Origin of the sequence: Pilibacter termitis (genome assembly GCF_900167335.1) — a bacterium.
Taxonomy (GTDB): Bacteria; Bacillota; Bacilli; order Lactobacillales; family Streptococcaceae; genus Pilibacter; species Pilibacter termitis.
The window spans coordinates 25636-45962 of the sequence record NZ_FUXI01000011.1; the positions used below are offsets into that span (position 1 = coordinate 25636).

19 protein-coding genes are annotated in these 20327 nt (G+C 39.2%); all 19 read left to right on the forward strand.

Translation table 11 applies throughout. From position 1 onward, the window contains the following. The first annotated feature begins 233 nt into the window (after window positions 1-233). The 19 genes from dapA to pheA all read left to right on the forward strand — a co-directional run bounded on the left by dapA (window position 234) and on the right by pheA (window position 20311). Window positions 234-1109 carry a 4-hydroxy-tetrahydrodipicolinate synthase gene (gene dapA, locus B5D30_RS05785; protein WP_078807099.1) on the forward strand — a complete coding sequence of 292 codons (876 nt, stop codon included), beginning with the start codon at window positions 234-236 and terminating at the stop codon, window positions 1107-1109. A gap of 509 nt (window positions 1110-1618) precedes the next feature. Further along, window positions 1619-2329, forward strand: a complete 711-nt coding sequence (gene dapB / locus B5D30_RS05790; protein WP_078807101.1) for a 4-hydroxy-tetrahydrodipicolinate reductase — start codon at window positions 1619-1621, stop codon at window positions 2327-2329. Between the two features lie 67 nt (window positions 2330-2396). Then, window positions 2397-3092 carry a 2,3,4,5-tetrahydropyridine-2,6-dicarboxylate N-acetyltransferase gene (dapD, locus tag B5D30_RS05795; protein WP_078807150.1) on the forward strand — a complete coding sequence of 232 codons (696 nt, stop codon included), beginning with the start codon at window positions 2397-2399 and terminating at the stop codon, window positions 3090-3092. A gap of 45 nt (window positions 3093-3137) precedes the next feature. Then, the gene (locus B5D30_RS05800; RefSeq protein WP_078807102.1) at window positions 3138-4124 is read left to right on the forward strand and encodes an aspartate-semialdehyde dehydrogenase; all 987 of its coding nucleotides are present in this window, start codon (window positions 3138-3140) and stop codon (window positions 4122-4124) included. Between the two features lie 71 nt (window positions 4125-4195). Then, window positions 4196-5545: an aspartate kinase gene (locus tag B5D30_RS05805; protein ID WP_078807104.1), complete on the forward strand. Its 1350-nt coding sequence runs from the start codon at window positions 4196-4198 to the stop codon at window positions 5543-5545. Next, on the forward strand, window positions 5526-6650 hold the full coding sequence (locus B5D30_RS05810) for a M20 metallopeptidase family protein (RefSeq protein WP_234984626.1): 1125 nt from the start codon (window positions 5526-5528) through the stop codon (window positions 6648-6650). Before B5D30_RS05805 ends, B5D30_RS05810 begins: the two co-directional genes overlap by 20 nt. Before the next feature lie 16 nt (window positions 6651-6666). Then, window positions 6667-7827: an aminotransferase class I/II-fold pyridoxal phosphate-dependent enzyme gene (locus tag B5D30_RS05815; protein WP_078807106.1), complete on the forward strand. Its 1161-nt coding sequence runs from the start codon at window positions 6667-6669 to the stop codon at window positions 7825-7827. 7 nt (window positions 7828-7834) lie between these two features. Continuing rightward, window positions 7835-8632, forward strand: coding sequence for a glutamate 5-kinase (gene proB / locus B5D30_RS05820; protein ID WP_078807152.1), 798 nt, complete (start codon window positions 7835-7837; stop codon window positions 8630-8632). 17 nt (window positions 8633-8649) lie between these two features. Beyond that, complete coding sequence (locus B5D30_RS05825; RefSeq protein WP_078807108.1) at window positions 8650-10242, forward strand: DNA/RNA helicase domain-containing protein; 1593 nt, start codon at window positions 8650-8652, stop codon at window positions 10240-10242. Window positions 10243-10253: 11 nt separating this feature from the next. Beyond that, window positions 10254-11501, forward strand: a complete 1248-nt coding sequence (locus B5D30_RS05830) for a glutamate-5-semialdehyde dehydrogenase (protein ID WP_078807110.1) — start codon at window positions 10254-10256, stop codon at window positions 11499-11501. A gap of 674 nt (window positions 11502-12175) precedes the next feature. After that, the gene (gene aroF, locus B5D30_RS05835) at window positions 12176-13195 is read left to right on the forward strand and encodes a 3-deoxy-7-phosphoheptulonate synthase (RefSeq protein WP_078807112.1); all 1020 of its coding nucleotides are present in this window, start codon (window positions 12176-12178) and stop codon (window positions 13193-13195) included. An 88-nt stretch (window positions 13196-13283) separates the two neighbouring features. Continuing rightward, window positions 13284-14354 (forward strand): 3-dehydroquinate synthase, encoded by a 1071-nt coding sequence (gene aroB, locus B5D30_RS05840; RefSeq protein WP_078807113.1) that lies wholly within the window; start codon window positions 13284-13286, stop codon window positions 14352-14354. A 51-nt stretch (window positions 14355-14405) separates the two neighbouring features. Then, window positions 14406-15572, forward strand: a complete 1167-nt coding sequence (gene aroC / locus B5D30_RS05845) for a chorismate synthase (RefSeq protein ID WP_078807114.1) — start codon at window positions 14406-14408, stop codon at window positions 15570-15572. Window positions 15573-15594: 22 nt separating this feature from the next. Next, window positions 15595-16692, forward strand: coding sequence for a prephenate dehydrogenase (locus B5D30_RS05850; RefSeq protein ID WP_078807115.1), 1098 nt, complete (start codon window positions 15595-15597; stop codon window positions 16690-16692). 23 nt (window positions 16693-16715) lie between these two features. After that, entirely contained in the window at window positions 16716-17996 is a 1281-nt protein-coding gene (gene aroA, locus B5D30_RS05855; RefSeq protein ID WP_078807116.1) for a 3-phosphoshikimate 1-carboxyvinyltransferase, read from the forward strand. Window positions 17997-18070: 74 nt separating this feature from the next. Continuing rightward, window positions 18071-18226, forward strand: a complete 156-nt coding sequence (locus tag B5D30_RS13570; protein ID WP_159443229.1) for a hypothetical protein — start codon at window positions 18071-18073, stop codon at window positions 18224-18226. A 481-nt stretch (window positions 18227-18707) separates the two neighbouring features. Next, entirely contained in the window at window positions 18708-18845 is a 138-nt protein-coding gene (locus tag B5D30_RS13575) for a hypothetical protein (protein ID WP_159443221.1), read from the forward strand. A gap of 99 nt (window positions 18846-18944) precedes the next feature. Then, window positions 18945-19463, forward strand: a complete 519-nt coding sequence (locus B5D30_RS05860; protein ID WP_078807117.1) for a shikimate kinase — start codon at window positions 18945-18947, stop codon at window positions 19461-19463. After that, window positions 19460-20311, forward strand: coding sequence for a prephenate dehydratase (pheA, locus tag B5D30_RS05865; RefSeq protein ID WP_078807118.1), 852 nt, complete (start codon window positions 19460-19462; stop codon window positions 20309-20311). Before B5D30_RS05860 ends, pheA begins: the two co-directional genes overlap by 4 nt. The last annotated feature ends 16 nt before the right edge of the window (window positions 20312-20327 follow it).

The following is a 20327-nucleotide window of genomic DNA, read 5'->3' on the forward strand; positions in this document are numbered from 1 at the left end:
AAAAACAAAAATTTCTAAGCTAACCCCGCAGAAAAGCCTTCGAGCAGGCGAAGCTTGCGAGTGACCCTGCTTGGCTGAAGCGGAGCGAAAGTCAAGTTTCGAGCGTTTACGGAGTAAACGCGAAGAAAAGACTTCGAGCAGACGAAGCTTGCGAGTGACCCAGCTTGGCTGAAGCGGAGCGAAAGTCAAGTTTCGAGCGTTTACGGAGTAAACGCGAAGAAAGGAGCAACCAAATGATAAAAGGAAGTATCGTAGCACTCATCACCCCTATGAACGAGGATTTTTCAGTTGATTACAAAGGACTAGAATCTTTAATTGACTATCATTTAGCCAATAAAACGGACGGATTATTAGTGCTTGGAACAACTGGGGAAAGTACGACTTTAAGTTTGGAGGAACAAGAAAAAATTGTTGCTCTAACAATTGAAAAAGCAAAAGGGAAAGTGCATATCATGGTAGGAGCAGGAAGTAATGATACAATGAAAAGTGTCGCTTTAGCTCAAAAATATGAAAAAATGGGAGCAGATTCACTTCTTGTGATTACTCCTTATTACAACAAAACAAACGAAGTAGGACTTCTTAGGCATTTTGAAACGATTGCGGATAGTGTGAAAACACCACTCGTACTTTACAATGTGCCAGCGAGAACAGGCATGAACATTCCCGTTCATATTGTTAAAAAACTCTCAAAACACCCGAATATTCAAGGGATCAAAGAGGCAAGTGGCGACATTCGCTATGCAACGGAAATTGCAAGTCTTTTGAGTGAAGATTTCGTGATGTATAGTGGCAATGATGATATTATTTTGCCCATGCTCTCGCTAGGTTCTCATGGGGTGATTACTGTTTGGGGCAATTTACACCCAAGAGCAGCACATGATTTGGTGGAAGAATTTCAAAAAGGGAATATTCAAGTGGCGAGAAAAATTCAGCTGAAATTTTTAGAGATGATTAACGCTTTATTCATTGAAACCAATCCAATTCCCTTAAAAACAGTGATGAATTATGCCTCACTTCCTGCGGGACGACTACGTTTACCATTAGCAGAAATGACAGAAGAAGGCGAAAAATACGTAAAAAACGCATTTGAAAACCTGAGGGGAAAATAAAAGCGTAGAGGGGCGTTCTGAAGTCTGCAACAGTGAACCATGTCGTTTATTTACTAGAAACGTAAGTTTCTATCGACATTGTGAACAGTTGCCAGACTTCAGCCCCTCATAGCTAGATAAAAATAAAAGCGTAGAGGGGCGTTAAGGAGTTTGTCACAGTGAGTCGTGTCGTTTACTTGCTCGAAACTTTCGTTTCGAGCGACACTGCGAACAGTGACCTAACTCCTGCCCCTCGTAGCTAGACAAATAAAAGCGTAGAGGGGTGTTCTGAAGTCTGCAACAGTGAACCATGTCGTTTATTTACTAGAAACGTAAGTTTCTATCGACATTGTGAACAGTTGCCAGACTTCAGCCCCTCATAGCTAGATAAAAATAAAAGCGTAGAGGGGCGTTAAGGAGTTTGTCACAGTGAGTCGTGTCGTTTACTTGCTCGAAACTTTCGTTTCGAGCGACACTGCGAACAGTGACCTAACTCCTGCCCCTCGTAGCTAAATAAAAAAGGAGACAAAATGATTTTTTCAGTAATAGGAAACGGGAAAACAGGTGGTGTCATTCAAGAAGTAGTTAAGAAAAATGGCGAAACACTTGTATTGCCAACGAATGATTTATTTACAGAGGAGCCACTTGCTTTTGATGAAAAAATAGAGGGAATGATTGATTTTTCTCACCCGAATAATATTTCTAAAATTCTTGAGTATGTGAAGAAAAATAACACGGCAGTAGTCATTGGTACAACAGGATTGAGTGATGAACATTTCAAAATGATCGAGGAAATGGCACATTATTCTCCTGTGATATATAGTGCAAATTATTCGCTCGGTGTGATTTTGATGAACAAATTAGTTGCAGAGGCAAACCGTGTGTTGCTGGATTGGGATGTGGAAGTAATAGAAAAACATCACAATCAAAAAGTAGACGCTCCAAGCGGTACAGCGAATTTATTTTTGAATACGATACTCAACGATCGCAAGGCAGAGCTTGTTTATGGACGAGAAGGGAGTTCTAAGAGAGTAAAAGAAGAAATTGGTGTACATTCTCTTCGTGGTGGCACACTTTCTGGAGAGCATGAAGTATGTTTCATGGGAATAGACGAAGTATTAAGTGTAAAGCATGAGGCATTTTCCAATAAAATATTTGCAGAAGGAGCAGTTCATGCAGCAACTTGGCTAGTAGGCAAACCAAACGGACTTTATACAATGGAAGATGTTTTATTTAAATAAAGAAGATTTTATAAGTGATTTCGCAGAAAAGACTTTGAGCGGACGAAGCTCGCAGAAAGGAACAACAATGAACGCAGAAGAAATAATTAAATTTATACAAACAGCCAAAAAGAAAACACCTGTGAAGGTTTACTTGAACACAAAGGAGAAAATTCACTTTCCAAATGCTAAAGTGTTTGGCGAGGATACTTCTTGTGTAGTGATTGGAGATTATGAGGAAATTTCACCTGTTCTTGAAGAAAATCAAGAGAAAATTTTAGAAATTGAAATTGAAAACCATACGAGAAATTCCGCTGTGCCATTGCTTGATATGAAAGACATCAAGGCGAGAATTGAGCCGGGTGCGATTATTCGTGATCAGGTGGAAATCGGCGAAAATGCGGTGGTCATGATGGGGGCTGTGATTAATATTGGAGCAGTAATCGGAAGTGGCACGATGATTGACATGAATGCAGTGCTTGGCGGACGTGCAACAGTTGGTGCAAATTGTCACATTGGAGCGGGTGCAGTGTTAGCGGGAGTGGTTGAGCCAGCCAGTGCCAAGCCAGTTATCGTCCATGACGGCGTGCTAGTGGGAGCGAATGCGGTCGTGGTAGAAGGGGTGGAAATTGGTAAAAATTCCGTTGTCGCAGCAGGAGCAATCGTGTTAGAAGATGTACCAGAAAATGTCGTAGTCGGCGGGATTCCTGCCAGAGTGTTAAAAAAAGTAGACGAAAAAACAGAAAAAAATACTGCACTCATTAGTGCTTTGCGTGAGTTATAATAAGAGAAAGTAATTTAAATAAAAATGAATGATGAGGAATAAAAAATGCAAAATGTAAAAACTTGTGTTGTTGGAGCGAGTGGTTTAGTAGGACAAACAATGTTGAAAGTGCTGGAAGAATTGAATTTTCCAGTCGGAGAATTAAAACCTTTGGCGTCTGCTCGTTCCGCAGGCAAAACGGTGTTGTTTAAAGGAAAAGAATATGTGATTGAAGAATTAACGGAAAATTCCTTTGACGGCTTTGATTTGGCACTTTTTTCAGCAGGTGCAGGGGTTTCAAAGAAATTTGCACCGATTGCAAGAGATAAAGGTTTGGTCGTGATTGACAATTCTTCTGCATGGCGAGAAGATGTGGAAATTCCCTTGATTGTGCCTGAAGTCAATTTGGAAGATTTCAGCAAAAATAATTTGATTGCCAATCCTAATTGCTCAACCATTCAATCTGTTTTGCCACTCAAGGCCTTGCAAGATGTCTTTGGATTAAAACGTGTGAGCTATTCCACTTACCAAGCGGTTTCTGGTAGCGGGATTAGAGGGATTCAAGATTTAGAACGTACTGAAAAAGGTGAAGACCCAGAATTTTATCCTTACCCAATTAGCGAGACGGCTATCCCTGAAATTGATGTCTTTTTAGAGGACGGCTATACAAAAGAAGAGCGAAAAATGATCAATGAAACAAGGAAAATTTTGCATGACGATACTCTTCCAGTTACCGCAACGTGCGTGCGTGTACCTGTGAGAAATGGTCATGGCGTGAGTATCGCTGTTGAATTAGAGAAAGAATTTACTTTAGAGCAAGTTCGCAAAACTCTAGCAGACTACGAGGGAATTGTCGTAGTGGATAACGGAGCAAAACATCAATACCCAACTTCTACGCTGGCAAATGGAACGAATGAGGTCTATGTAGGACGACTTCGCAAAGATACTTCTTGTGAAAATGGACTTTTACTTTATACAGTTGCTGACAATATTCGCAAGGGTGCAGCAGCAAACGCAGTCCAAATTGCTCATGCGATTTTTTCAAAAAAATAACAAAATACGGGTAGTTCTACGATTTTTTATATGTAGGACTACCCAATAACTAAAATGAGGGGGCTAGATTTATGAAAGTAGTGAAATTTGGCGGTAGTTCCGTAGCGAACGCTGTGCAATTAGAAAAAGTCTTAGATATTGTGAAAAGTGACGAAAAAAGAAAAATTGTCATTGTTTCTGCACCGGGAAAAGTGACGGAGGCAGATATTAAAGTAACTGACTTGCTTATTGAGTATTACGACTTGTACGAAAGTGAGCAAGATACAACCGAAATTATTGAAAAAATTATTCAGCGTTATGCATCAATGGTCGAAGAATTGCAAATTGAGAAAAGTGTCTTAGAAGATATTGCCACATCTATCAAAGGACTGGCAACGTTAGAAAGAGGAGACAATCCTTATTTGCGTGATACGTTTTTATCGGCAGGTGAGGACAATTCAGCGAAATTAATTGCGGTCTTTTTCCAGTCAAGAGGAGTGAAATCTCGTTATATTTCACCAAAAGAAGCAGGGTTAATCGTGACAAGCGAGCCGTCAAATGCTCGTGTGCTAGAAAGTAGCTATGCCAATCTTGCAAAACTCAAAAATTTTGAGGAAGTGCTTGTTATTCCGGGATTCTTTGGTGTGACAGAAACGGGCAATGTTTGCACGTTTTCTCGTGGGGGAAGTGATGTGACAGGTTCTATTTTAGCGGCAGGAGTAGAGGCGGAACTTTACGAGAACTTTACAGATGTGGACGGTATTTTTGCTGCTCACCCCGGAGTAGTCCATGAGCCAATGAGTATTCAGGAGTTGACTTATAAAGAAATGCGAGAACTTGCTTATGCGGGATTCACCGTTATTCATGATGAGGCACTTTTCCCTGTGTATCAAGCGAAAATCCCTGTCGTGATAAAAAACACAAATAACCCAACACACGCAGGAACAAAAATTTTGGCAAGTCGAACGGAAAAAGAGCTTGCGGTTGTTGGAATCGCAGGTGATGACGGTTTTGCCTCTTTGAATATTAGCAAATATTTGATGAATAGAGAATTAGGTTTTGGTCGAAAAGTGCTAGAAATTTTGGAGAAATTTGACATTAGTTTTGAGCATATGCCTTCAGGGATTGACGATATTTCCGTTATTATGCGTGAGCGATATTTGACGGAAGAAAAAGAACAGTTGATTTTAGAAGAAATAAAGAAAGTATTAGCTCCAGATGAAATTTATTTTGAGCATAATCTCTCTATTTTGATGATTGTTGGTGAGGGAATGCGTGAAAAAATTGGGGTGACAGCAAAAGGAACGACTGCTTTGTCAAAAAGAGGAATTAACCTTGAGCTAATCAACCAAGGAAGTAGCGAAGTTTCCGTTATGTTTGGGATAAAATCAGATAAGGAAAAAGCGGCAATTCGTGCGTTGTATGAGACGTATTTCAACTAAAGAAAGTAGTGTAAGCATGAAAAATCATCGAATGAATCTTCACCAAATCGCTGAAATTGGCTTTCAAGAGTTTCAAACGAAAGCGTATTTGTACGAACAAGTAAAAAATTGCGGAGCTGTTGTGCATGAAGTAGGCGAAACAGGTTTGGTGTTATATTTTGACAATCAAAAAGAAAAAACAATTGCATTTCGAACGGACATTGACGCTTTGCCAATTTTGGAGGAAACAGGATTGCCGTTCGCCTCAAAAAGAGAGGGATTTATGCACGCTTGTGGGCATGACGGACATATGGCGATGCTCTTAGGTTTGACGGATTATATTGCCAAAAATCGTGAGAAAATGAAATACAATATCGTATTGATTTACCAACCGTCAGAAGAAATTGCAGGAGGAGCGAAAAGTATTTTAGACTCAGGACTTCTCCAACACTATCAAGTGCAGGCGATTTTCGGGTTTCATCTGTGGCCAACGCTTGAGGAAGGAGCTGTTTTTTCTAAATCAGGCCCGCTTATGGCTCAAAGTAGTGAAACGGATATTCAAATTTTTGGAAAGTCTGCACATATCGCCTCGAGTTCTGAGGGGATTGATAGCCTAGAAGTTGCCGTTCGCTTGATGAGTGAAATTTATGATTATGAGAAAAAACTGCCAGAAGAAATGCTCCACTTGCTAAAATTTGGCGAAATACACGGCGGTGTGATTCGCAATGTATTAGCTCAAGAAGTGACGATAAAAGGCAGTATTCGCTCGTATAGTCCACTTCATCAGCAAGAAATCAAAGATTCTTTGAGAAAAATTGCCAATCGTTTTGAAGAAGAATTTCAAGCGAAAATAGAGTTTATTTACAATGACGGCTACCCTGCCGTTTTGAATAATTCAGAGCTATTTGATAAAATAAAATCAATCTCAACATTGAGAGTTCTTGAACACCCTGTTTTACAAGCAGAAGATTTTGGTGTTTACACTGAACATTTCCCGTGTGTCTTTTTCTTTTTAGGTGTGGGAGATGTGCCAGCGTTGCACAATCCAAAATTTGACTTTAACATGGATGTATTAGACAATGGATTAGAGTTTTACAAAGCGTTATTAGAGATAGAAAATTACTGATTTTGAGGGAGAAGATATGACAACATTTCAAAAAAGATTAGAGAATATTCACGTGTCAAGCATTCGTTTGTTTGACCAAGAAATCTCAAGTATTCCCAATATTTTAAAATGCACGTTGGGCGAGCCTGATTTTGATACGCCTGAGAAAATTAAACAGGCGGGGATTCAAGCTATTTCGGAAAATTTTTCACATTATACAGGAATGCGTGGTTTGCCTGCCTTGTGTGAGGCAGCTTGTGCGTTTCAAAAGGAAAAATACAATTTAAGCTATGATGCTCAAACGGAAGTTTTAACGACAGTTGGGGTGACCGAGGCGATTTCAGCAACCTTACTTTCGATTTTAGAAGAAGGGGACGTGGTGTTGATTCCGACCCCTGCTTATCCCGGATATGAGCCAACGATTACACTTGCAGGAGCAACGCTTGTTGGCATTGATACGAGTGAAACGAATTTTGTATTGACAAAAGAGCAGATAGAAACTGCCTTTGCAAAATATGGCGAAAAAATCAAGGCGATTATCTTGAATTACCCGAGCAATCCGACAGGGAAAGTTTTGTCAAGAGACGAAATCAAGGCGATTGCAGAAGCGTTGAGTGAAAAAGAAATTTTCATTGTGAGTGATGAAGTGTATTCTGAGTTGATTTATGAAAAAGAACATACATCTATTGCAGAATTTTTGCCAGAAAAAACGATTGTGCTAAATGGTTTATCGAAATCTCATGCGATGACGGGGTGGAGAATTGGGTTTATTTTTGCCAGAAAAACAATCATTGACGAAATTATCAAAGTACATCAATATTTGGTGACGGCTGCGACAACGATGAGCCAAAAAGCGGGGATTGTTGCACTTACAGAGTGTCAAGAAGATGTGGAGAAAATGCGTGCGGAATATTTGGTGAGAAGAAATTACTTGATGAAAGAACTTTCTCGTTTAGATGTGGAATATGTTTCGCCAGACGGTGCGTTTTATTTGTTCTGTAAAATCCCTGATATTTATTCTGAAAACAGTTGGGAATTTGGTAAACGACTTGCCAATGAAGCGAAATTGGCGATTATTCCCGGCATTTCTTTCGGAGAAAGTGGAGATAGATATTTCCGTATTTCCTACGCAAGTAGCATGGACGTTTTAGAGCAATTTATTGCTCAATTTGGAGAATTTTTGAGAAAAGCTAGGTAAGATTATGGTGAGAGAAAATGTAAAAAAAGCAAAAAGAGTAATTGTTAAAGTAGGTACAAGCTCCCTTGTTTACAGCACGGGAGCAATGAACCTCAAGGCGATTGATGATTTAGCCTTTGTGCTAAGTGATTTGGTGCATAAGGGCTATGAAGTCGCTCTTGTGTCAAGTGGAGCAATGGGGGCAGGGCTTTCTAAGTTTGGTTTGGACAAGCGTCCAAAAGAAATTGCCATGCAACAAGCGGTTGCAAGCGTTGGGCAAATGGAGCTGATGAACATTTACAACGCAAGATTTTCCAGCTACAACCAAGTGATTGGGCAAGTGTTGCTGACACAAGATGTTTTTGAGTACCCAGAAAGTCGAAAAAATGTAACCAACACTTTTGAAATGCTTTTCAAGGAAAAAATTATCCCGATTATCAACGAAAATGACACGGTTAGTGTAGATGAGCTAGATCACGAGACGAAGTTTGGCGACAATGACAAGCTCGCAGCTCTTGTTACAAATTTAACAGATGCGGATTTGTTGATTATGCTAAGCGACATTGACGGTTTTTATTCGGACAATCCGTTGACCAACAAACGTGCGAAATTGATTTCCCACGTACCAAAAATCACTGATGAAATCATGAAACAAGCAGGAGGAAGTGGCTCAAGATTTGGCACAGGCGGTATGCTCAGCAAGTTAGAATGTGCAAAATTGCTGTTGAACAACGAAAAAGGCATGATTTTAACAAGCGGCGTCGAACCACGAGTTTTGTTTGATGTGGTTGCTGGGGAAGAGATTGGGACGTTTTTTGGTAAATAATACATGGAGGGAATAAAATGGATTTTTTAACATTAAAAAAGGGAATTGAATTATGCGAGTTTGATACACAGAGGATAATAGACACATATGGAGTAGAGTTTAAAAACAATGGTTCTAAAGAGTATGGTGCAAAAAGTGAAGCAGAGGTTTTTTATTCATTTATTTCATTTTTATTAAAAAACAAAGTTTCTGAGGTAGATTTGTTATTAGAAACAGATTACTTTAATTTTGGTTACGTAATACCTCAAATAGGTAAAGAATTTGATTTACTTAGGATAGGGGAAAATAGTATTGTAAATATAGAATTAAAATCTTCTGCCACTGAAGAAAAAATGTTAGAACAATTAAAAAATAATTATTTTTATCTAACGTTTTTGGGAAAACCTATTTATTTCTATTCTTTTTCGGCGGATACTGAAACTTTTATTAAAGTATATATTTCAAAGACAGGAGAAGTCGAAAAATCGGAAGTTGAGCTAAATTACAGCTTTATAGATGATCTAAAGGAGCAAAAAAAATATGATAAACCAAATTTTCAAGATTATAATCTTTTGTTTAACATTGATAACTACTTAGTTTCTCCTTTTAATGATGTAGAAGATTTTTATAACGGTAAATATCTATTGACAAAGGAGCAACAACAAATGAAGAAAGAAATACTAAAGGGGGATAAATCGGTTCACATGATCGAAGGAAAAGCTGGAACAGGAAAATCACTCTTGCTTTATGATATTGCAAAAGAGCTAATTAGCAATCCAGAATACAACTTGTCAAAGGTAAAAATTTTTCATTGTGGATACCTAAATAAAGGACATGAAGCACTCCAAAAGAAAGGGTTTGATATAAGGGGGATTAAGTCAATAGAGAGTGTTTTGCAAGAAGAAAACTTTGATTTCCTACTAATTGACGAAACACAACGTCTGAAAGAAGAACAGTTTAAAATTCTTGAGGAGAAACTTTCGAATCATGATAAAAAATTTATTTTTTCTATTGATAGTGAACAGACATTGAAAATAAGTGAAGATAAAGCAAAAATAAAAAATAAGTTATTAGACTATATACAGAAAAATGGTCAATATAAAAGAGAGTTAAAGGAAAAACGTAGGAATAACATTAGCATGAGGAAATTTATTCAATATTTGTTTTCATTACCTGTTGATTTGAATGAAATTAATGGAATTAAAAATAATAAGAATGAAATACAAATAAAATATTTTGACAATTATCAGCGAATGGAAGAATTTATTTGTCAAGCAGAGGAAAGAAAATATACATCTATTAGATTCACAGCAGATATCCATGGAGACAATCCTTTAAAAGAAATATCAGATAAGAATGACACAGTTAAGAAGAACTCTCATCGTGTAATAGGGCAAGAATTTGATAATGTGTTGGTGATGCTTGATCAACATTTTGAGTATAGATTAAATGAAAAAAAAACAAAATATGGAATTTGCTGCAATGCTAATTCTTATTATTCTGGTAGGAATATGCTTTTTCAAAATATATCAAGAGTAAGAAAGAAACTTCTAATTTGTATAGTAAATAATGAAGATATGTTTGAGAAAATTTCATCTATACTTACTTATGTGACTTCAGAAAAAAAATAAGGAGCAACCAAATGACCGAAACAACCCAAAAAGGAACCCAAGCAAAAAAAGCGAGTAAAATTCTCGCCACGCTTACGACAAAAGAGAAAAATAATTATTTACGTTTGCTTTCTGAGGCTTTACTTGAACAAAGCGAGTGGGTGCTTGAGGAGAATCAAAAAGATATTCTTGTCGCAAAAGAGAATGGAATGGGTGAGGGAATGCTTGACCGTTTGCATTTGACGCAGGAGAGATTGGAGGACATTGCTTTAGGCGTTCGGAAAATCATTGATTTAGAAGATCCAATTGGTCTTGTCGAAAAAATGTGGATAAATGAGGACGGTTTGAAAATTGGTATAGAACGTGTGCCACTTGGTGTGATTGGCATGATTTATGAAAGCCGTCCAAATGTGACGATTGATGCGGCAGCATTGTGCTTTAAGTCTGGCAATGCCGTGATTCTTCGTGGCGGAAAAGAGGCGATTTATACGAATCGTGCGTTTGAGAAAATTATGCAGGAAACGCTTGAAACGTGCGGTTTGCCGTGTGAATGTATTCAGCTTATTCATGATACGACACGAGCGAGTACACAGGAAATGTTTACCGCAACGGAAATTCTAGATTGCCTTATCCCTCGTGGTAGTGCCAGTCTCATTCAGGCTGTAAAACGTGAGGCACGTGTGCCAGTGATTGAGACAGGTGTGGGCAATTGTCACGTGTATATTGACGAATTTGCCGATATTGAAATGGGCTTGAATATTGTCGAAAATGCCAAAACTCAACGAATTAGCGTATGTAACTCAATGGAAACGCTCGTAGTTCATGAAAAAATCGCCCCCGCTTTCTTGCCAAAATTGGAGGAGAGACTTGCGAAATATTCCGTTGAATTGAGAGCAGATGAGAAAGCGGGCAAATGTTTGAAACACTCCGTTCCAGCGACAGAAGAAGATTATAAGACGGAGTTTTTAGATTATATTTTGGCAATCAAAACCGTTGGCAATCTTGACGAGGCAATTGAACATATCAACTACTATTCTAGCAGTCATAGCGAGGCGATTGTGACGGAAAATTATACGTTTGCACAAAAATTTCTCAAGGAAATTGACTCTGCGGCAGTCTACGTCAATGCCTCTACTCGATTTACTGACGGATTTGTTTTTGGATTTGGAGCAGAAATCGGCATTTCTACGCAAAAACTTCACGCACGTGGACCTATGGGCTTACCCGCTTTGACGAGCCAAAAATACATTATTTATGGCAACGGACAAATTCGTGGGTGATGAGAAACGTTTGACCTAAAAAATTAAGGAAAGCTATCGAATGGATAGTTTTCCTTAATTCAATGTATAGACATGAGGTATTAAAAAAGGTTCGTTTTCTTTATGGTATAAGGGAATTTTTTATTTCTATTTTCTGTTAATAGAGAATGTTAAAAAAAGAAATAGAAAATAGTTGACAACCAATAAAAGTTGAGATATAGTTATATCAATCCTTAAAATAAAACAGTATGTGGAGTGGAAATTATGAAAAATCTTACACAAAAACAATCACAACTGAATAAGTATTACTTTAGCTATTTTAGATAGTTTGTGTTCATGTGAAATCATGGATACAAACGGCGAAAACGTAAGTTTGTATCTATGATGGCTAAGGATTTTCCCTATGACTTTCAAGCCACGTAGATAAAAAAATCTATGGTGGCTTTTTCATTTATCTTTTTGCAAGGTATCGCCGTAGATTTTTTCTAAAATTTACGTGAGGTAGCTTGCTTTTTGTATAAGGATAACAGAGAACGAACTTGAAAAAACGAAGAATTATTATTTTGTTATTTCTAGGTTTAAGAGTATGTTTTCTTATTCATAGGGAGAAAGGAAGGAAATTTAGAGCTTGCTCTAAAAAAATGAACAAAACGTGTAATAAAAAAATTAAAAAAAAGAAAGCAGGATAAAAAATTATGATTATTATTATGAAAAACAACGCAACAAAAGAACAAGTGGACGCAGTAATTAAACGTGTAGAGGCAGAAGGATTAGATGTTCAAATCAATCGTGGCGAAGAACAAGTTGTTATCGGATTGTTAGGCGACACACGTAAAATGCAAGATGTTGCATTCAATAGCTACGAAGGTGTTGAAAATACGGTGCGTATTTCACATACTTACAAATTGACTTCAAGAGAATTTCACCCACAAGACACAATCGTGGACGTTGACGGTGTGAAAATTGGTGGAGGGGAATTTGTGACAATGGCAGGTCCTTGTTCAATCGAGGGATTGGATCAAATTCGTGAATGTGCAAGAATTGCCAAAGCTGGCGGAGCGAAAATTTTGCGTGGTGGAGCATTTAAACCTAGAACTTCACCATACGCTTTCCAAGGACTTGAAGAAGAAGGGTTGAAATACATTCGCCAAGCGGCTGATGAACTTGGAATGAAAGTGATCACAGAAGTTATGGACGAAGGACATATCGACATGGTTGCAGAATACAGTGATATTTTGCAAATCGGTGCGAGAAATATGCAGAACTTCAAGTTATTGAGTGCTGTTGGAAAAACTGGGAAACCAATTGGTTTAAAACGTGGGATTTCTGGAACGATTGATGAATGGTTGAACGCAGCAGAGTACATTGCCGTTCAAAACAATAGCAATGTCATTTTCATTGAACGTGGGATTCGTACTTACGAAACTGCAACACGTAACACATTTGACTTGAGTGCTGTACCATTGATGAAAAAATTAAGTCATTTCCCAATCATTGTTGACCCAAGTCATGGTGTGGGAATTTGGGATTTGGTGCCACCTATGGCAAGAGCAGGTGTTGCCTCTGGTGCTGACGGAATGATTGTCGAAATCCACCCAGATCCAGCAAATGCTTGGAGTGACGGACCGCAATCATTGAATGAAAAAACTTACATGAGAATGATGCAAGAAGTACACATTATGGAAAAAGCAATGCAGGAAATTAAAGCATTGTAATATATTGTAACTATTGTTAGTTTGCTTACTCTCTTTGTTATTTTTAGAGAGTAAGCAAGACTTTCAGCTAAAGGCGAGGGGGAACGATATGCTAAGTGTTCAATTACCAAATCATGAATACAAAATTATCATTGAAAAGAATAGTCTTTTGCAAGTAGGAGAATGGGTTTCTTCTCTTTGGAAAAAACAAAGGATAGCCATTATTACAGATACGACAGTTGACGCTCTTTACGGTTCGCTTGTTTTGGAGCAATTAAAGGCACAAGGCTTTGAGGCGACAAAATTTGTTGTGGCAGCTGGAGAGCCGAGCAAATCTTTGGCAAATGCGGAGAAGATTTATGACCATTTGTCAGAAAATCAATTTACGAGAACAGACGGTATTCTAGCTCTTGGTGGCGGAGTTATTGGAGATTTGGCGGGATTTGCGGCTGCAACTTATATGCGAGGGATTCATTTTTTACAAGTTCCTACCACCTTGCTTGCTCAAGTTGACAGTAGTATCGGCGGAAAAACAGGTGTGAACACAAAAAATGCAAAAAATCTTGTCGGTGCATTTTGGCAACCTGACGGCGTATTAATCGACCCAAATACTTTAAATACTTTAGAATCTCGTCGAGTAAAAGAGGGGATTGCTGAAATTGTAAAATCAGCTGCAATTGCCAACAAAGATCTTTGGGAAAAGTTGAACGAATTAGAAAGCCCAGCAGATTTGCTCCAACATTCAGTGGAAATTATTACCGAGTGTTTGAAGATTAAACGTAGAGTTGTTGAAGAAGATGAATTGGATAACGGGATTCGCTTGATTTTGAATTTTGGGCATACGATTGGTCATGCGATTGAAAATACAGCAGGGTATGGTGTAGTAAGTCATGGCGAGGCAGTAGCGATTGGCATGGTGCAAATCAACCGTATCGCTGAGCAAAAAGGATTAACACCAAAAGGTGTAACGAGGGAGTTAATCGAACAACTTCAAAAATTTGGTTTGCCAATTTCTTATGAAAATTGGGAGAAAGAATTACTTTTCCAAGCCTTAACCCACGACAAAAAAACACGTGGTGCAAAACTGAAAATTATTTTGCTTGAAAACATTGGTCAGGCGAAGATTGTAAATATTCATACCGAAGAAATGCGAGAGTATTTGGAAGTTGAAAGCAACTAATTTCCAAAAACGCAAAGGCTTTCTTTGAAATAAGAGATGAGGTGTAGGAATTTGAGATTTATTACAGCTGGAGAATCCCATGGACCAGAATTGACCGCTATTATTGAAGGGCTTCCTGCGGGATTGCCACTTAGTGCGGAAGATATTAACCTTGAGTTAGCCCGCCGTCAGACAGGCTATGGCAGAGGCGGAAGAATGAAAATTGAAAGTGACAGAGTACGATTTACGTCTGGTGTTCGTCACGGCAAAACGCTTGGCTCTCCTGTTACAATGATTGTGGAGAACAAGGATTGGAAAAATTGGCAGACGATTATGTCGTCTGAAGAAGTTTCTGAACAGGATGCGAAACTTCGCCGAGTGAAACATCCTAGACCGGGTCACGCTGACTTAGTGGGTGGGATTAAATACGGTCATAGCGATTTGCGAAATGTTTTGGAGCGTTCCTCAGCAAGAGAGACGACTATGCGAGTGGCAATTGGTGCAGTAGCGAAAAAATTATTGCGTGAGCTTGAGATAGAAGTAGCAGGTCACGTGGTAACGCTTGGTGGAATCAACGTGACCATTCCAGAAGGGATAAGTGTTCAAGAGATTAAAGAAAAATCCGAGCAATCCGAAGTGCGTATCATTGACGAGAGTGTTGAGGAGTCAATGAAAAACTTGATTGATACAGCAAAGCAAAACGGCGACACGATTGGTGGCGTTGTTGAAGTGCTAGTAGCAGGGGTGCCTGTTGGACTTGGTAGTTTTGTGCAATGGGATAAAAAACTAGATGCAAAAATTGCACAAGCAGTTTTGAGTATTAATGCGTTTAAAGGGGTTGAATTTGGTACGGGATTTGATATGGGGAACAAATTCGGCAGTGAAGTGATGGACGAAATTGTTTGGGAGAAAGAAGTTGGCTATACTAGACTTAGCAATAATCTTGGCGGGTTTGAAGGCGGCATGACAAATGGTCAGCCGATTATCGTTCGTGGGGTGATGAAACCAATCCCAACGCTATATAAACCTTTGCAAAGTGTAGACATTGATACGAAAGAGCCGTACAAAGCAAGCGTAGAACGTTCAGACAGTACCGCTGTTCCAGCAGCAAGTGTAGTCTGCGAGGCAGTGGTCGCAACAGAAATTGCCAATGCCCTCATAGAAAAATTTGATAGTGATTCTTTTGAGCAAATGAAAGCTGAAATTCAAAGCTATCGTCGTTATGTTCAGCAGTTTTAAACTATTTTAGGAGCGTGACGACATGGGAAAGAAAGTGCTTATCGTTGGTTTAGGGCTAATTGGTTCTTCTTTAGCTCTAGCGATAAAAAAAGAACATCCAAATGTGAAAATTATTGGCTTGGATATTCAAAAAAGTTCAGAAGAATTTGCTTTGAAAAGAGGGATGATTGATGAAATAGGTGGAAAACTCGAGGACGTTGCCCCTATTTCTGATGTTATTTTACTTTGCTCACCTGTTGAAACAGTGAAAAGTCAGTTGGTCAAATTGAGCAAACTCCCCCTGCAATCGAATGTTTTGATAAGTGATGTGGGAAGTGTAAAAAAAGAAATTGTCGATACAGCAAATGTATTAGGACTGAAAAATTTTATCGGTGGACATCCAATGGCTGGTTCGCACAAGTCGGGTGTTTCAGCAGGAGATGAGCGGTTATTTGAAAATGCTTATTATATTTTGACTCCGCAAAAAGATACGATAAAAGAAAAAATAGAGGAGTTGCAAACACTTTTGTCAGGTACAAAAGCGAAATTTGTCACGCTTGAGAGTGAAGAACATGATAAAATTACAGGAATGTTGAGTCATCTTCCTCATGTGATTGCAGCAGGTTTGGTTAATCAAAGCAAGGAGTTTAACGAACAACATCAAGGAGCAAAGCGTTTGGCAGCGGGTGGGTTTCGTGATTTAACGAGAATTGCCTCCTCTGATCCTAGAATGTGGACGGATATTTTGCTAAACAACAAAGAAGTGCTGTTCGAGCTAATCGAAGAATGGCAAGAAGTGATGAATGGCGTGAAAAAATGGCTGAAAATGGAAAATCAAGAGGCGATTTTTGAATTTTTTGCCACGGCAAAGAAAACGAGAAATCAAATGCCCGTGCATAAAGAAGGGGCGTTGCCAGCGTTTTATGATTTATTCGTGGACGTGCCAGACATTCCCGGGGTTATTGCCGAAGTGACAGGGATTTTAGGAAAACACGAGTTATCATTGGTGAATCTGAAAATCCTTGAAACGAGAGAAGATATTTTTGGTATTTTGCAATTAACGTTTAAGCGACAAGGCGATTTGAAACGTGCAATGGAAATTTTGCGAAATGAAACGAGCTATTTGTGTTATGAGGAATAAAACTAGAGAGTAGGAATGATATTGTGAAGTTAACAACGAATAAACAAGGATTATCAGGAACGCTTTGTGTGCCGAGTGACAAGTCAATTTCACATCGAGGCATTATGTTTGGTGCGATTGCTCATGGTGTAACACGTGTTCACAATTTTTTACGTGGAGAAGATTGTTTGAGTACGCTGGAGGCTTTTCGTGCGTTAGGGGTGAAAATTGAAGATGATGGTGAGGTGATTACCATTCACGGCAAAGGATTTGAAGGGTTGCAAAAACCGAGTGCAGCGATAAATATCGGCAATTCTGGGACGACAATTCGTTTGACAAGTGGCATTTTAGCGGGAAGTAATTTTTCAACGGAAATGTATGGCGATAATTCCATTGCCAAAAGACCAATGGCTCGTGTGATGAACCCTCTCAATAAAATGGGGGCAAAATGCACAGGAAAAGACGGCGGAGAATATCCACCAATTACGATTACGGGTTCAGAAAATTTGCAGCCTATTCGCTATGAAATGCCAGTTGCCAGTGCTCAAGTGAAATCTGCGATTCTTTTTGCGGGATTGCAAGCAAACGGTGAAACGGTGGTGATTGAGAAAGAAAAAACTCGTGACCATACGGAAGACATGATTTTGCAATTCGGTGGGGCAATTGAAGTGGACGACAAAGAAATTCGTATCAAAGGCCCTCAAACACTTCACGGACAAACAGTGGTTGTGCCGGGGGACATTTCATCTGCCGCTTTCTTTTTAGTGGCTGGTTTAATTGTGCCAAATAGTAAAATAACACTTGAAAATGTCGGATTAAATCCAACACGTACAGGAATTATTGATGTTATCAAGGAGATGGGTGGGAAAATTACCATTGAAGAAGTAGGAGAAAATAACAAGTCTGGTAAAATTACCGTGGAAACGAGTAATTTGAAAGGAATTGAGATTAAAGGTGAAATTATTCCACGATTGATTGACGAACTGCCAATTATTGCCTTAATGGCAACACAAGCAAACGGTGTGACCGTGATTAAAGATGCCGAGGAGCTAAAAGTGAAAGAAACCAACCGAATTGATGCGGTGGCAAACGAATTGAATCGCCTTGGAGCAAATATAACGCCGACAGATGACGGAATGATTATTCAAGGAAAAACTGCATTGAATGGCGGTGTGGTAACAAGCTATGGCGATCACCGCATTGGAATGATGTTACAAATCGCCGCTCTACTCGTCAAAGAAGGAACAATCGAACTAGAAAAAGCAGAAGCAATAGCAGTCTCCTACCCAAATTTCTTCAATGACTTAGAAAAATTGTACACATAGAAAAGCGAAGAGGGGCGTTCAGGAGCTTGTCGTAGTGAGCCACAGCATTTACTTGCTGGAAACTTTAGTTTCCAGTGCTGTTGCGAACAGCGACCAAGCTCCTGCCACTTGTAGCTAGACACAGAAAAGCGAAAAGGGGCGTTTTGAAGTCTGTGGCAGTGAACCGTGCCGTTTACTTGCTACTACACTTCGTTTCGCATACAGTCTTTCTAAGAATCAAAGATTCTTGAAAGACTAGCATCGAAACGCAAGTTTCGAGCGGCACTGTGAACAGCCACCAGACTTCAGCCCCTTGTAGCTAGACATAGAAAAGCGAAGTGGGGCGTTCAGGAGTTGGCGACAGCGAACCACGTCGTTTATTTACTCGCAACTTACGTTGCGAGCGACGTTGAGAGCAGTCCCCCAACTCCTGCCCCTTGTAGCTAGACAATAAGAAAAGCGGAGAGGAGCGGTTTGAAACTTGTCGTAGTGAGCCACAGCATTTACTTGCTGGAAACTTTAGTTTCAAGTGCTGTTGTGAACAGCGACCAAGTTTCAGCTCCTCACAGCTAGACAAAGAAAAGCGAATCAGTACGTTTTGAACATTATCTAAAACGCAGTTTCGAGCGATATTGTGAATAATTAACAAAATAATGTAGGGCACCTCTAAAAACTCCGGTTAAGCCAAAATTAACTAGTTTTTCGATTTTCGAGGAAATCGACGAAAGCTATGTGGTTCATAGAAAAGCTAAGAGGGGTGTTCAGGAGTTTGTCGTAGTGAGCCATGCTATTTACTTGCTTGAAACGAAGTTTCAAGTAGCATTGCGAACAACGACCAAACTCCTGCCCCTCCTAGCTAGACAAGGTTGAGGAGACTGACGAAGAAAATCGGAAAACTAGCAATTTTGGATAATCGTGAGTTTTTAGAGGTGCCCTGTAATTAGAACAAAAGGAAAACACGGTGAAAAAATGATTTTAATTGGCTTTATGGGTTCTGGAAAGACAACCGTTGGAAGAATTTTAGCTGAAAAATTAGCCATTCCACAGTTTGACCTTGATGAAAAATTAGTGGAAAATCTTGAAATGAGCATTTCGGAGTATTTTGCTTTGCACGGAGAAAATGCGTTTCGCCAGAAAGAAAGTGAGTTATTGGCAAAATACAGCCACGCTCAAGCAGTCATTTCCACAGGTGGTGGGATTGTGTTGCGTGAGGAAAATCGCAAGTTATTGAAAAATAGAAAAGATGTTATTTTTTTATCGACTGACACAAACGAGCTTATTTCACGTTTGCAAAATGATAAGAAAAATATTCGTCCGCTTGCTCAAGATAAAACACCTGAGGAGATACAGGCACTTCTTGAAGGGCGATTGCCGTTCTATGAGGAAAGTGCAAGTGTGATTATTGAAACGAAAAATAAAACACCTGAAGAAATAGCAGAAGAAATTTTGTTTCAAAAAAATGAAATTTACGAGGAGGTGAACAAATGAAAATTGGCTATTTAGGTCCAGAAAGTTCTTTTACACATACGGCGGCGGTTAATGCGTTTCCTAGTGAATATTTAGTGCCTTATCGCTCCATTCCCGCCTGTATCAAAGCGGTGGAATTTCACGAAGTAGACCTTGCGATTGTGCCGATTGAAAATACATTGGAAGGTTCTGTGAATACAACGGTAGATTATTTATTTCACCAAAGCACCATTCCTGTCGGGGCGGAAATTGTCTTGCCAATTTATCAGCAATTAATGGTTAGCAAGGAAAATAAGGAGCGTTGGGAAGAAGTAACGAAAATTCTCTCGCACCCTCAGGCATTGGCTCAATCACAAGAGTTTATCCGTCAATATTTCCCAAATGCAGATTTGGAGCAAACTCCTTCAACTGCCTATGCAGCAAGTTTTGTCTCAGAACATCCGCAGGAGAAAATTGCTGCGATTGCCCCGCGAGCTTCGGCTGAAAAGTATGATTTGGAGATTGTGAAAGAAAATATCCAAGACATTGCGAGTAATCACACAAGATTTTGGATTATCGGAAAAGACGAGGCACATTTGCCTTATCTTCCTGTCGAACGTGAGCAAATGAGCATTGCCATTACCATGCCAAGCAATATGCCCGGCTCCCTCTACAAAGCTCTTTCCGCTTTCAGTTGGCGAGAAATCAATCTAAGCAAAATCGAGTCACGTCCATTAAAAACGTCCTTAGGAGAATATTTTTTCCTTATCGACCTAGTGGTAGACAAACCACTAGAGCTAATTGAGTTTGCCTTAGAAGAAATCCGTCTACTAGGCGGTGAAGTGAAAATTTTTGGGAAATATGGGATACATACGATTTATGGTGTGTGATATAATAGGGGGAATT